At 69.1% G+C, this 13,024-nt stretch carries 9 protein-coding genes; 5 read left to right on the top strand and 4 right to left on the bottom strand.

Annotation, left to right across the window (positions count from 1 at the left end; genetic code table 11):
- Window positions 1–4 precede the first annotated feature (4 nt).
- The 4 genes from IPL89_14805 to IPL89_14790 form a co-directional block, all read right to left on the bottom strand.
- Complete coding sequence (locus IPL89_14805; GenBank protein ID MBK9064440.1) at window positions 5–628, bottom strand: hypothetical protein; 624 nt, start codon at window positions 626–628, stop codon at window positions 5–7.
- 91 nt (window positions 629–719) lie between these two features.
- A complete protein-coding gene (gene mnmA, locus IPL89_14800) occupies window positions 720–1,835 on the bottom strand; it encodes a tRNA 2-thiouridine(34) synthase MnmA (protein MBK9064439.1) in 1,116 nt (371 codons plus the stop codon).
- Between the two features lie 54 nt (window positions 1,836–1,889).
- Window positions 1,890–2,525, bottom strand: a complete 636-nt coding sequence (locus IPL89_14795) for a hypothetical protein (GenBank protein ID MBK9064438.1) — start codon at window positions 2,523–2,525, stop codon at window positions 1,890–1,892.
- A gap of 1,356 nt (window positions 2,526–3,881) precedes the next feature.
- Window positions 3,882–4,664, bottom strand: coding sequence for a hypothetical protein (locus IPL89_14790; protein MBK9064437.1), 783 nt, complete (start codon window positions 4,662–4,664; stop codon window positions 3,882–3,884).
- Between the two features lie 597 nt (window positions 4,665–5,261).
- On the opposite strand from IPL89_14790, the gene IPL89_14785 reads away from it, so the two are divergent.
- The 5 genes from IPL89_14785 to IPL89_14765 all read left to right on the top strand — a co-directional run bounded on the left by IPL89_14785 (window position 5,262) and on the right by IPL89_14765 (window position 12,798).
- Entirely contained in the window at window positions 5,262–5,555 is a 294-nt protein-coding gene (locus tag IPL89_14785; protein ID MBK9064436.1) for a 4a-hydroxytetrahydrobiopterin dehydratase, read from the top strand.
- Window positions 5,556–5,796: 241 nt separating this feature from the next.
- On the top strand, window positions 5,797–6,069 hold the full coding sequence (locus IPL89_14780) for a hypothetical protein (GenBank protein ID MBK9064435.1): 273 nt from the start codon (window positions 5,797–5,799) through the stop codon (window positions 6,067–6,069).
- Window positions 6,066–7,682 (top strand): TolC family protein, encoded by a 1,617-nt coding sequence (locus tag IPL89_14775; protein ID MBK9064434.1) that lies wholly within the window; start codon window positions 6,066–6,068, stop codon window positions 7,680–7,682. Before IPL89_14780 ends, IPL89_14775 begins: the two co-directional genes overlap by 4 nt.
- A gap of 4 nt (window positions 7,683–7,686) precedes the next feature.
- On the top strand, window positions 7,687–8,733 hold the full coding sequence (locus tag IPL89_14770; GenBank protein ID MBK9064433.1) for an efflux RND transporter periplasmic adaptor subunit: 1,047 nt from the start codon (window positions 7,687–7,689) through the stop codon (window positions 8,731–8,733).
- Between the two features lie 9 nt (window positions 8,734–8,742).
- Window positions 8,743–12,798, top strand: coding sequence for an efflux RND transporter permease subunit (locus IPL89_14765; GenBank protein ID MBK9064432.1), 4,056 nt, complete (start codon window positions 8,743–8,745; stop codon window positions 12,796–12,798).
- Window positions 12,799–13,024 lie beyond the last annotated feature (226 nt).

Raw genomic sequence — 13,024 nt, 5'->3', positions numbered from 1 at the left:
GGCGTCAGCGGAACACGCCGGGGGCAGACCCGTAGGTCATTGATACCGATTGGCTTGCCGGCGCAAACAGCGATCCTTGCCGGACCTCCGGACCGACCGGTTTGCGCCTCGGCATCAAACTGCCAGCCGCGCGCCCGGCGTCTTTCCCAAAGGAGGCGACGAACGGCGGCACCTGGCTGTCGAGGGCGCTTCGGCAGGGAGCCTCGAGGCTGTACGACACGCGGTCGACGAGACGCACGAGCTTCTCGATCTGGCCCGGCAGCGCACCGGAGAGCGCCTTGACGTGCAGGTAGCCGCGGTAGCCGTGCGTGACGCGGAGGAGCTCGACGAGCTCGAGCATCCGGTCCATCGCCCGCACGGCGTCCTTCGGAATCCCGCTCGTGACGAAGAGGCCGTCGCACAAGCCGCGCCGGAACGCGGTCATGAAGAGGCGCGCGAGACGCGCCGGCTCGAGCGCGTGCCGCGGCAGGTCGCGCTCGGCGCGCGCCGGGCAGTCGTCGCAGGAATATCGGCACGCGTTCGCGAGCAGGATCCGAAAAATGCGCCGGTTCCCGAGCCCGGGGACGATGAGCTCGCTGAGGATCCCGACTTGTTCCTCGACTTCGATCGCCCGCTTCACGGAGACCATGTCTCACCTCACCACGGACGCAATGTAGGCGTAAGTTACGCGCAAGTCAAGGGCCGGGTGAAAAAAAGCAAAAACGCCAACGAAAACGGCATCAGGCGGGAGAAACCGGCCGGGAAATCGTTCCGCCGCCCAGCACGAGGTCGGGCCGGGCCGGGTCGTAGAAGACCGCCGACTGCCCGGGGGCGGCTGCGCGAACCGGCTCCTCGAACTCCAGCCGGCCGCGGCCGCCCTCCTCGAGCGTCAGCGAGGCGGGCTGCTCGGGGTGGCGCGAGCGGATGCGGGCCAGCACGGGCACGGGCACGCGCGACCTCGCGCCTCCAGCCATGCGCACACTCACGGCCTCAAGGAAGATTTTCTTAGAAAGAAGAGAAGGGGCTGGCCCCACGACGACGCGTGAGTTTTCGGGAGAGGTCGAAAGAACGTAGAGAGGGTCATTCGAAGAAATCTTCAGCCCCCGGCGCTGGCCGATCGTGTAGCCGAACGTTCCCTCGTGCGCTCCAACTCTCTCTCCACCTTCTAAGAAAATTTCCCCTGCCCGCGCGCCCCCGATCGCCGGAAGGTCCAGACCGAGACGCGGGGCCTCGCGCCGGATGAAGTCCGCCGGCGTCGTGCCGTTCGGAACGAAACAGATCTCCTGCGAGTCCGGTTTGTCCCAGTTCGGCAGTCCCGCCTCTCGCGCGATCTCGCGCACGGCCGTCTTCTCGAGCTCCCCGAGCGGGAAGCGCACGCGGGAGAGCTGCTCGCTCGTGAGGTCGTAGAGGAAGTAAGACTGGTCGCGGCCGAGGTCCTTCGCCTTGAGGAGACGACTCTCTCCGGACACCGCATCCGTCTCGACACGCGCGTAGTGGCCCGTCGCCACGGCGTCGCACCCGAGCGCTTCCGCGCGTCCGAGCAGCGTCTTGAACTTCACCTCGGTGTTGCAGGCCGTGCACGGGATCGGCGTTCTGCCCTCGAGGTAGCTCGTCACGAAGGGACGCACGACGGCCTCCTCGAAACGCTCCGTGAGGTCGAGGACGTAGTGCGGGATCCCGATCGTGTCCGCGGCGCGCCGCGCGACGGTGAGGTCGTCCAGCGTGCAGCACCGGCCCGCCGCCGAGCCCGTGCCGTCGCGGTCGTGGTCCCAGAGGTGCATCGAGAGGCCGACGAGCTCCGCCCCCTCGCGCTTCAGGAGAAGCGCGGCGACGGAGGAGTCGACTCCTCCCGACATGGCGACGGCGATCCGCACGGAGACGATTCTAGAGGCGAATGCGACCCGCAGAGCCTAAGGACTCTCCTCGGTGCGGCACGAAGTGTCCGACTCTCCGACAGTGATCTTCAGGATGGGAGCGGTGATGCTTCGGCCAGGAGGCGTGTCCGGTTCTGGATGTCCGTCCGGGAACAGCGTGAACGCGCCGATAAAAACGTGGGAATCGCCGATCCGGCGAGCCGTGACGTTCGCCCGGCCCATCGGGGAGCCCTCGGTCACCGATCGGCACACCACGTCGATCCGGTCTTCCTTTGCATCCTGCTGGCTGAAGACGAGGAATTGCCGGAGCGGTCCATGGACGACGACCTGCTTCTCCTCCATGTTGCCGTCGAGGATTGCGCCGCGGTCCTTCCCGGAGAAGTCGGTCTCCAGCCGGCGAAACGCCGCCAGGGCGGTTTCCGGGCTCGCCTCTGGACGCAGTGAGAACGTCTCGTCGAGATACGGGATGACGAGGCCCAGGTCACCGTCGACCGAATTCACACTCACGTGAAGACGGCCGTTCTCCCGCCACCAGGGAACGGCGCGCGCGCCGTCGGTCGCCCCGGGCGCAAGGCCGGCGGCCGTGGCCCGCCCTCCCAGCGCGACGACGAAGTCGCGGCGCGCCGGCAGTCGGAAGCCCGCCTTCTCCGGGTCGCTGAAGGGAAGGAGCATGGACGTGCAGGCCGATTTCGTCTCCGCCGGCGCGAGGCTGCCGGCCCCGTCGCCCTCGATCCGAATCGCGACGAGGAGGGGCGTGACTTCTGTATGCCGCCCCGGTCCGTCACCTCGACGCCGACCCGAACGCTCTCCCCCGCCCGATGGCCGACGATGCCGACGGAAGGGTCGACGACGCGGGGAGGAATCGCCGAGAGATCGGTGAGCGTGACCCAGACATCGCCCACGAAAGCGTTTCCCCGCCGCTCGGGAAGCTCCGGGATGCTGCAGGGGTTCAGCCGCGCGCTTCGGAAGTCTCCTCTTCTCGGAGCGGACGCCTCACCCAAGGGCTCGAAGGCGGGCGGCGGCCGCCGAAAGCTCCCGGCCCGAGGGCGCGACGCGCACCAAAACCTGTCGTGCCAGTCGGCATCCCGTCCGAGCCAGCACTCGTCGCCCGTGGAGATCACCCCCGAGGGCAGGGGCGCCTTCGGGTGTCGGCTTGCGACCTCGGCGACGAGCGCGCATTCCGGCGCCACACCTTCCAGGAGCGGGTCGGAGGCACACACCTTCGCCGCCATGTCGAGGGCGGCTCCCCGGAATCCCTCGTCCTCGGCCATCCGCCTCTCGAAATCCTCGGGGCGCATCGCATGAATCCGCCGGGCCGCCCATCGCGCGCCTGGCGCGACGCCAGCCGGCGCACAGCTCGAAGAGCGCCGCGACGTTCGTGAGCTCGAGCTTCCGGATGCGCGGTTCGGTGAGTGTCGCAGGTACTCTTCGGCGAGAGGGCGCAGTTCCTCGAGGCCCTGCTCCGCAGCCATCTTCACGGCCCACTTCCGCTGCACGGTCGTACCGGCGCCCATCTTCACGACGCCGTCTCGAATCGCACGCTCGAGAGCGTCGAGGCGTTCGGCGCGCCTCCCGTTGTGCAGGAGCGCCCAGTCGGCGTCCACCGGCTGCCACAGGCACCGAGGCGCTTTTTTTTCGCAATCCGCGCTCAAGAGGTCGGCGAAGGGGCGGAGGTCGATGCGGTATTTCAGCTTCTCGATCGCGTACGCAACGACCGGAAGGACCGCCGGGTCCTCGCTCTTGAAGGCCTCGTTCAACACAGTCCGGGTTTCGGTGATGCGTCGGGCAGGATCGGAATTCCGGAGTGCCCGGCAGAGGCTTTCGGTCTTGTCGCCGCACGGGGGCGCTTCGTAGATCACCGAAGTGGCGCGCAGGTTGAAGCGCGTCACGAGGAAGAGCCCTCCGAGAACGACCCAGATTCTCCAGGGACATTTCATCTTCCTGGCCTCGTCATTCCTGAGACCAGGTTGGGGCGGAATCAGTTCCGCCGCCATGATCCTTCGGAATCAAATCAGGGCGGCGGGCGGCCTACTTGCGCTTGGCCGCCGGCGCCTTCTGCGCCGCTGGCGGCTCGGAGACCCACCCCATCGGCGAGGACGCGCGGTCGGGCCACGTCAGCGAGCGCTTCGTCACGATCGACGCGCGGCCCTCGGGCGTGACCGCGTACACCCACGCGACGTCCTTCGCCTTCGACGCCTCGATGTCCTTCATCGCCGCCGGCCACGCGCCGGAGGCGGCGCGCGCCGCGCGGATGTCGAAGACCTTGTTCGTGAGCTCGGCTTCGAGGACGAGCCGGTCGGCGCGCTTCCACGCGCTCGCGAGGTTCGGGACCGCCGGCGCGGCGTCCGCCCAGCGGCCCATGCCCGTGCGGAACGCGGCCGCGAGCTCCTTGCCGTCGCCGTCCGAGACGGGGCTCTTGGCGCCCGCTTCGGTCATGGAGCGCCAGCCGTCGAGGAACGCGGCCGCCTCGAGACGCTGCCCGGGGCGCGCGACGAACCGCGCGAACGAGCTCCGGGTCGGGCCCGGCGCCTGCTTTCCGGCCTTCCACGTCGTCCACGCCTCGCTCGCCCAGGTGCGCTTGACGGAGTCGCGCGGATCCCAGGCGGCGATCCGCGCTCGCCAGGGCTCGGGATTCACGGCCAGCTTGCGCAGGACGCCGAGCTCGAGATGCGTCGCGAGAGCCGCGATCGAACGGCTCGGCACGTCGGCGCGCAGGCGCTGGGGCGCCGCGAAGTTCCACGAAGCCAGGAGGCTGCGCTCCGCGCCCGCCGCATCGCCGCCGGCGCGCGCGAGGGCGCGCCCGAGAAGCACGATGTGGAGCTGGAGGTGCCCGGACATGCCGGCACGGGCGCGGCGAAGAGGAGGCTGGAATCCGCGGCCCACTCGGGTGCGGGGCCGGCGACGAGCGTGTTCTCGATGGCGCCGAGCTCGGCGGCGTGGCCCGTCAGCCAGGCCGCCACTTCGGGCGGAGGCGCCTGGACGTTCGCCTCGGGGCGCTCCGCCTCGTTCGTCGCCCATTTCGTGAGGGCGCCGCGCGTGCGGCCCCACTCCGACTTCTCTTCCCGGACCATTCCCACCGGCTCCGGCTCGACCTCCGCCGGCCCGCCGCCGGGCTTGAGGTGGATCCCGAGCGGCTCGGCGGCCTTCTCGAGCGCGAGGGCCGCGGCGTTCGTTTCCTTCTTCGGGAACGGCGCCGCCTCGTTCAGCGTGAAGCCCAGCGCCTTCCACGCGCCGAGCGCCTGCGACTCGCGCCGCGCCGCCCAGGCCGCAGTTCCGGCGAACCAGACGAGGCCGGCGCCGGCGGCGAGGAGTGCGGTCAACGCGAGGGCTTTCAAGACTTTCATGGGGCCTCCGAACCGCCGATGATAAAGGTCCTTGAGAGCATCCGGGATGATCCAGAATCAATCCATGTCAAGACCTCCCCTTCTCGGCGCAAAAGACGTCAAGGCCAGGCTGAAGGCGCATCCCGCGTGGACGCACAAAGGCGGGAAGCTCCATCGCACGTTCAAATTCGCGGGATTCTCGGAAGCGTTCGGATTCATGACGCGAGCCGCGCTCGCCGCCGAAAAGCTCGACCACCATCCCGACTGGTCGAACGTCTGGAACCGCGTGACGGTGACCCTGCAGACGCACGACTCCGGCGGCGTCACCGACCTCGACTTCCGCCTCGCGACGGAGATGGATCGGATCGCCGGGAGCTGAAGACGAAGACCCGGGGAAGATACTTCTTAGAAGGTTAAGAGGGGCGAGCCGCAGTTCATTCGACGGGCCCGGCTCAATGTGCCGATTTTTCAGCAGCCCGCCTGGTCAGGCGCGACTCGCTGCGCGCCGCCCTTTCCCCCGTCTAAATTACCTTCTAAGAGAATCTTGGGTGCTCTTCGAACCAAACCCGAAGAGGCTGGCACGGCGTATGTAAAGCGACAGTGCGGGAGATACTGCCGCCATGTCGCAAAAGTGCGTCGAGGTGATTTTCGGGAAGCTCGCAACGGACGAGGAGCTCAGGCGCCGCTTCCAGGCGGACCCCCTCGGAACCCTCGGCCAGCTGGCCGAGCACGGGTTCGAGCTGACGCGCGCCGAATGCGAGGCGCTCGCGGCCACGAGATCCGACCTGTTCACGCGCCTCTCCGAGGCGATCGACCCGCGGCTCCAGAAGGCCAGCCTGCGTCCGGACCCGCCCGTTCCCGCTCCGTCCGCCGGAGAAAGGAGACCCTCGTGATCCGTACGGCTCTCGCCGCCCTGCTCCTCGGCACGGCGACGCTCGCGGCCCAGACCGCCCCCGCGCCGCCGTCCGCGGCGCCGGCGGGCGTCCCTCTCACGCTGACCGACGCGACCGTGCGCGCCCTCGCGCGCAACAACGAGATCGCCCTCGAGCGCGAGTCGTTCCGCATCGCGGATGCCTCTCTCCTCAGGGCCGACGGCTCGTACGACCCGACGTTCCGGCTCGACGCCCGCTACCGCAACCACACGGACCCCGCGAACTCGCTCCTCTCGGGCGCGCCCTACGGCGAGATCGTGCCGTCCGCCGAAGGCGTCGCGGGCTCGGCCGGCATCGGCGCGCTGCTCCCGACGGGCGGCACCGTCAGCGTGTCCGCCTACGGGTCGCGCGACCTCTCGAACAACTTCTTCGCGCTCCTCTCGCCCGCGTATTCGACTTCCCTCGGAATCGACCTCCGGCAGCCGCTCCTGCAGAACCTCTCGATCGACCCGGCACGGCGCGCGATCCGGATCGCGTCCCTCGGCAAGGAAGCCGGCACGGCCTCCCTCCGGTCGACCGTTTCGGACGTCGTCGCGGCCGTGGAGCGCGCGTATTGGAACCTCGTTTCCGCACGCCGCGACGTTCTCGTCCGCGAGGCGAGCATGCGGCTCGCCGCCGAGCAGCGCGAAGACACGAAATCGAGAATCGACGTCGGGACGCTGCCCGAGTCCGACATCGCGCAGCCGATCGCCGAGTACGAGCGCCGCCGCGGAGACCTCTACGCGTCGCAGGAGAACATGCGGCGCGCCGAGCTCCTCCTCAAGCTGCTGATCCTCAACGACGAATCCGACGCGCTCTGGAACCAGACGCTCGACCCCGTCGACAAGCCGGAGATTCCCGTCGTCCGGTTCGACCTCGCGACCGCCCTCAAGGTGGCCGACGAGAAGCGCCCCGAGGTCGCGGAGGCGCGCGCGCGCGTCGCGCAGCGCGACGTCGACGTCGGATTCTTCAACGACCGCCTCAAGCCCCAGCTCGACCTCGTCGCGGGCTACGCCCGGCGCGGGCTCGCGGGCACGCTGAACCCGAACGCCCCCGCGATCGGGTTCACGGGCCAGCCCGTCGTCGTGCCCGACGCGCTCGAAGGCGGCTTCGGCCGCTCGCTCGGCACGATCGGCGAGGGCCGCTTTCCCGACGCCTCGATCGGCCTCGCGCTCACGGTGCCCGTGTTCAACCGCACGGCGCAGGGCGACGCCGCGATCGCGAAGGCTCAGAAGAGCCAGGCCGAGATCCTCCTCGGGCGGCAGAGGCAGCGCGTCGCCGTGGAGGTCCGGAACGCGATCCTGACGCTCGACACCGCCGCGCAGCGCATCGACGCCGCGAAGGCCGGACGCTCGGCCGCCGAGACGCAGCTCGCCGCCGAGAAGGAGCGCTACAACGTCGGCCTCTCGACGAACTTCTTCGTCCTGACCCGCCAGAACGAACTCGCGACCGCGGTCCTCACGGAGATCGCGGCGCTGACCGACTACCGCAAGGCCCTGACCGACTACGCACGCGCCGCCGGCACGCTCCTCGACGAGCGGCGGATCGAGATCGCGGGCGACGCACCGGCCCTCAGGGCCGCGGAAGGACGCTGACCTCATGAACCCGAAGAACGCCGCTCTCCTCCTGTGCGGAACGCTCCTCCTCGCGGCCTGCTCGCGGCCGAACGCGGCGTCGAAGGCCGCCGCGTCCACGGCTCCGCCCCCGATCGCCGCGGTGGCGGCGCCCGTCGAGAACCGCGTCCTGCCGCGCATCCTCGAGGTCACGGGCGCGCTCGCGGCCGACGAGTCCGCCGACGTCGCCTCCGAGCGGGACGGAAACGTCGCGAGCCTTCGCGTGGAACGCGGCACCTACGTCGAGAAGGGCGCCGTCCTCGCGACGCTCGACGAGCGCGAGGCGAAGGCCCAGCTCGACCAGGCCCGCGCGAACGTCGCGTGGACGACGTCCGAAGTGGAGCGCTACGCCGAGCTGCGCAAGAAGCAGGTCGTGGCGAAAGCCGAGGACCAGCGCAAGGGCACCGACCTCGATCTCGCGAAGGCGGCGCTCGCGCTCGCCGAGAAGGGCTATTCGGACTGCACGATCCGCGCGCCGTTCTCCGGCGTCGTGACCGAGAAGAAGATCTCCGCCGGAGCGTTCGTGCGCCGCGGCCAGGCGATCTGCGGTCTCGTGAAGATCGACCCGCTCCGCGCCGAGCTCGCGATTCCCGAGATCGCGACGCCCGCGATCAAGGTCGGCCAGAAAGCCAGGCTGAACGTCCAGTCCTTCCCGGACCGGGCGTTCGAGGGCATCGTCCGTTACATCGGCCCGTCGCTCCGCAGCGAGGCGCGCACGCTCGTCGTCGAGGCGGTCGTGCCGAATCCCGAGCGCCTCCTGAAACCCGGCCTCTTCGTGACCGCCCGCGTCGAGCTCCCGAAAAGGGAACCGACGCTCCTCGTCCCGTCCGCGGCCGTCGTGACGGACTCGGGCGTGTCGCACGTGTTCGTCCTCGGCAAGGACCGCGTGATCGAGCGGATCGTCGCGCTCGGCGACCGCTACGGCGACTCCGTCGAGATCCGCACCGGCGTCGTGGCCGGCGAGCGCGTCGTCGTGAACCCCGACCGCAGGCTCGTGGACGGACTCGAAGTCGCCCACGCCGCGGCCCGCTGAGGCATCGCCGTGCAGGCACTCGCGCGCCTCTGCGTTCGCCGCCCCGTCTTCGCGTCGGTCCTCATCATCGCCCTCGTCGTCGTCGGCGGGGTCGGGTACTCCCGGCTCGGCGTCGACCGGTACCCGCGCATCGACTTCCCGACCGTGGCCGTCATCACGCGGCTCCCGGGCGCCGCGCCGGAGGAGGTCGAGACCGAGGTCACGGACAAGATCGAGGAGTCCATCAACACGATCGCGGGCATCGACGACCTGCAGTCCGTGTCGGCCGAGGGCATCTCGCAGGTCTTTGTGACGTTCATCCTCGAAAAGAACGCCGACGTCGGCGCGCAGGAGGTGCGCGACAAGGTCAACCGCGTCCTCGCGGAGCTGCCGCGCGACATCGACCAGCCCGTCGTCGAGAAGCTCGACCCGGACGCGACGCCGATTCTCTCGGTCGCGCTCTCGGGCAAGAGAACGCTTCGTGAAACCACGGAGTACGCGGACAAGGTTCTCCGCCGGCAGATCGAATCCGTGAACGGCGTCGGCCAGGTCACGATTCTCGGCGGCCGCTCCCGCCGCATCAACGTGCGCCTCGACACGGAGCGCATGAAGGCCTACGGGCTCTCGGCCGTGGACGTGCGGCGCGCCCTCCAGACACAGAACGTCAAGATCCCGGGCGGCACCCTGAAGGCCGGCTCGAACGAGGCGACGGTCCGCGTCTACGGACGCGTCGCGAACGCGAAGGAGTTCGAGCAGATCTTCATCACGCAGCGCAACGGGCTCCCCGTGCGCGTCGGCGACGTCGCGAAGGTCGAGGACAGCGAGGAGGACGCCGAGCGCGCGGCCTCTAAGGACGGTGTTCCGACCGTCGTCCTCTCCGTGCGCAAGCAGTCCGGCACGAACACGATCGCCGTCATCGACGCGCTCAAGGGGCGCCTCGCGGAGATCGCGCCGCAGCTCCCGCCGGGATACTCGACGGAAATCGTCCGCGACCAGTCCCAATTCATCAAGGCTGCCGTCGACACCGTGCAGGAGCACCTCCTCCTCGGCGGCTTCCTCGCGGCCATGGTCGTCCTCCTCTTTCTCGGCAATATCCGCTCCACGCTCATCGCGGCGGTCGCGATCCCGGCGTCCATCATCTCGACGTACGCCCTCATGTACGCGATGGGCTTCACGCTGAACGTCCTGACGCTCCTCGCGCTCACGCTCGCCGTCGGCATCGTCATCGACGACGCCATCGTCGTCCTCGAGAACATTTTCCGGTTCATCGAGGAGAAGAAGGTCATGCCGTTCCAGGCGGCGATCGACGCGACGAAGGAGATCGGCCTCGCGGTTCTCGCGACGACGCTCTCGCTCGTGGCCGTCTTCCTGCCCGTCGCCTTCATGGGAGGCATCGTCGGCCGGTTCATGAACTCCTTCGGTCTCACGATGGCGTTCGCGATCCTCGTCTCGCTCCTCGTCTCCTTCTCCCTGACGCCGATGCTCTCGGCGCGCTTCCTGAAGAGGAAAGAGGAGAAGAAGGAAGCGTCCAAGTCCCGCGGCTTCTACGCGGTCATCGACCGGACGTACACGGCGATGCTGAACTGGTCGATCGGCCATCGCTGGGCCGTCGTCCTGATCTGCGTCCTCGTCCTCCTCACGGTCCCGATCCTCTTCAAGCTCGTCCCGAAGAACTTCCTCCCCTACGACGACGAGTCGCAGTTCGAGGTGAACTTTCGGGCGCCGGAAGGGACGTCGCTCGAGGCGACCGCCCTCATCGGAAACCGGATCAGCAGGGACGTCAAGACCCTCCCCGGAGTCGAGTACGCGCTCCTGACCGTCGGCGCAGACGACGCGAAGACTCCGAACGTCGCGAGCGTCTACGCGAAGCTCGTCGACGCCCGGAAGCGGAAAGACTCGCAGACGGACGTCATGGCCCGCGTCCGAAAGGAGATCCTGCCCCGCTACGCGGACGCGAAGCTCCGGACGGACGTCTCCTACGTCAACGCGTTCTCCAGCGGCCAGAAGAACGCCGAGATCATGTACGTCATCAACGGCCCGGACCTCGACCAGCTCGCGAAAATCTCCGACACGCTCATGGCGAAGCTCCGAACCGTGCCCGGCATCGTAGACGTCGATTCGTCGCTGATCTTCGGCAAGCCCGAGCTCGGCGTCACGGTCGCGCGCTCGAAGGCGTCGGACCTCGGCGTCTCCGTGGCGGACGTCGCCGACACGCTGCGCGTCCTCGTCGGCGGCGAGAAGGTCTCGGCGTTCGACGACGGCGGCGAGCAGTACGACGTCTATCTCCGCGCGCGTCCGGAGGATCGCGCCGACGAGGCGAGCCTCAAGCGCTTCAACGTCCCGTCCTACCGTCTCGGCGCCGTCCCGCTCGAGGACGTCACGTCCTTCCGCCGGGGCGTCGGCCCGTCGGAGATCCGCCGCCTGAACCGGCGCCGGCAGGTCACGATCCTCGCGAACATGACGCCCGGATCCTCCTCGCAGACCGCCCTCGACCTCCTCACGAAGGAAACGAAGGCGCTCAATCTCGACGCGTCCTACACCTACCGGTTCGTCGGGCGCTCGAAGGAGCAGGGCCGGTCCGCGCAGAACTTCCTGCTCGCGTTCGCACTCTCGGGAGTCTTCATGTACCTCATCCTCGCGGCGCAGTTCGAGAGCTGGCTCCACCCCGTGACGATCCTCCTCGCCCTTCCACTCACCGTCCCGTTCGCGCTGCTTTCGATCCTCATCTTCGGGCAGAGCGTCAACATCTTCACGTCTCTCGGCATCCTCGTCCTCTTCGGCGTCGTCAAGAAGAACGGGATCCTCCAGGTCGAATTCGCGAACCAGCTGCGCGAGCGCGGGATGGAGCGCGACGCCGCCGTCGTCCTCGCATGCCGCGAGCGCCTCCGCCCGATCCTGATGACGACGATGGCGTTCGTCGCGGGAATGCTGCCGCTCCTCGTCTCGTCGGGCCCCGGCGCCGGAACGAACCGCGCGATCGGCTCCGTGATCGCGGGCGGCCAGACGCTCGCCCTCCTCCTCACGCTCCTCGCGACGCCGGTCGCCTACTCGCTCTTCGACGACGCCCAGCAGGCCGCCGGGCGGCTCGCGAAGCGCCTGAGGCGCGTCGCGCCCCGGGTCGCGGTCCTCGTCGTCGCGTTCCTGGTCTCCGCCTGCCGGAACGGCGGCGATCCGAACGTCGTCGTCCTGAGCGGCCGGCTCGAGGCGCCCATGGTCGACCTCGCGCCGAAAGTCGCGGGCCGCGTCGTCGAGGTGAAGGTGAAGGAGGGTGACCGCGTGAAGGCAGGCGACCTCATCGCGAGTCTCGACCTCGGGGAAACGGCGCTGGCGCCCGAGCGGGACCGGCGAGGGGTCGAATCCAGCCAGGCGCGCTTCAACGACCTGAAAGTCGGAAGTCGTGCGGCCGAGATCAAGGGAGCCGAGCAGGAGGTGGCAGATCGCCGCGCCGCAGTCGACCTTGCGAAGCCGGAGCTCGAGCGCCAGCAGATATTACTTTCTAAGAAAGTCGGAACTCCTCGCGACGTGGACGTTGCACGTACAAACGTCGATCGCGCAGCCGCGAACCTGAAGATGAGCGAGGAGCGACTCCGTCTGGCCCGCGAAGGCTTCCGTCGCTACCAGACCGAGCAGGCGCGCGCGGACGTCGGCCGCGCGCAGACCGTGCTCAAGCAGGCCGAGTCCGTCGCCCGGGAAGCAGAGATCCGCGCGCCGGCCGACGGCGTCATCCTCCACCGCATGGCCGAGCCGGGCCTCCTCCTCGGAGCCGGCCAGCCCGCCGTGACGATGGCGTTCCTCGACCGCCTCTACGTGCGCACGTACATCCCCGAGACGCAGCTCGGCCGCGTGCGCATCGGGAGTCCCGCCGAGGTCAGCGTCGACGCGTTCAAGGGGCGGACGTTCCCGGCGAAGGTCACGGAGATCTCGCCGGACGCCGAGTTCACGCCGAAGCCGGTCGACACCCCCCGCGAGCGCGTGAACACGGTCTACGCCGCGAAGGTGGACCTCGACGCGGGCTGGAACGCGCCGCTCGTCCCTGGCCAGCCCGCCGACGTGCGCGTGAAGACCGCCGAGAGCGCCCCGAAGTGATTCGCGCCGAGAAGCTCGTCCGGAGCTTCGGGGCCCGCCCGGCCCTCCGCGGGATCGACCTCTCGATCGCGCGCGGCGAGATGTTCGCGCTCATCGGACCGGACGGCGCGGGCAAGACGACGTTCTTCCGGATCGTCGCGGGTCTCCTCGAGCCGACGTCGGGCCGCGCCGTCCGCGACGACGTCCCGTTCGGCCTCGTCCCGCAGCGCTTCTCGCTCTACGAGGA

This window comes from Acidobacteriota bacterium (assembly GCA_016716715.1).
GTDB lineage: Bacteria > Acidobacteriota > Thermoanaerobaculia > UBA5066 > UBA5066 > Fen-183.
Note: the sequence above shows the minus strand (reverse complement) of the source record. Positions and strands in the feature narration are given on the sequence as shown.